At 58.1% G+C, this 1,006-nt stretch carries 1 protein-coding gene and 1 pseudogene; both read left to right on the top strand.

Translation table 11 applies throughout. From position 1 onward, the window contains the following. Nucleotides 1–486: hypothetical protein (locus EN884_RS38920; protein ID WP_206617549.1), on the top strand; the 486-nt coding region annotated here is incomplete at its 5' end. A 250-nt stretch (nt 487–736) separates the two neighbouring features. Continuing rightward, nucleotides 737–1,006, top strand: a pseudogene (locus tag EN884_RS02120) (hypothetical protein); the annotation flags it as partial.

Raw genomic sequence — 1,006 nt, 5'->3', positions numbered from 1 at the left:
TTCAGAACCTTGACAAGCTTAGTCATGCTTTCCTCATACGCACCGAACACGCTACCGCCGGGCCGGGACAAAGCATCGCCCGGCCACGTTCCTGAGAACGTGGCAAACCTCCGCATCTGCGGAAGCGCCATCACTGATGTGCGTCAATTGTTCTTGGCTTTCGCGAAGCTGGTGCGACTACACAACCTCCGTGCTGCCGCTCAGCATTCTCCGCGCCCCGAAATCGCGATCACACGCCCGGTGTCACCATCGATTGCTCGCCCAAATTGCACATCCCAACGCATCGAAAATATACCTGTGGAAATTATAGTCAACCAAATTAGCAATTCCTTAACCAAATGCGCTCGCGAATGGTTAATCATGAAAGCGGCTACGGCCTCTCGGACCGAAGCATGGCGCACAAGGCAAATCCTGTTTATGAATCAGCATATTGGCTCGATCGACGTCAATATGTTGCCGGACGCGCCAAGCTGTTCCTTGAGGTAGAATCAAAACCTGACAGCAAGAACGGCCAAGAATGAGCCGACAGCAATGTTCAGCGCGGCGCGCGAAATACACGGCTTAATTTTTGAGCGCATAGGTAGAACGTTATCGGCATTGTTGCGCAGCCACGCCGCCAATCTGGTTGCGCTCGCACCCCGTACGGTCCACCTCCAGGGTGGCTGCCGCAACTGGCCATCGCCTTTTGGCCGTCGGGGCGCTATTGGCAAGGTCACGATACGCCATGGTGATGTGAATGCGCTTTCTGTTTGTCCTGATCCTGCTTGTCGGCGCCGGCGTCGGTGTCATCTATCCCTGGGCGATGAGCAATTTCTCCGGGCACGAGATCGGCACCTGGCGGGTCTATGAGCAAGGCCGTTTCAAGCCGCTGACGGTGCCGCTCTCCGGCCGCGATGCGCCGGTGCGGGTGCTGGTCGACCTGACCGCAAGAGCCGAGCGCATCGTCTCGCAGCAGCGCACCGTGCTGACGCTGACCGCCGCCAGCAATGGCCGCACGGTGCTCGCC

It is taken from the genome of Mesorhizobium sp. M7A.F.Ca.AU.001.01.1.1 (assembly GCF_004022735.1).
Lineage (GTDB): Bacteria > Pseudomonadota > Alphaproteobacteria > Rhizobiales > Rhizobiaceae > Mesorhizobium > Mesorhizobium ciceri.
Note: the sequence above shows the minus strand (reverse complement) of the source record. Positions and strands in the feature narration are given on the sequence as shown.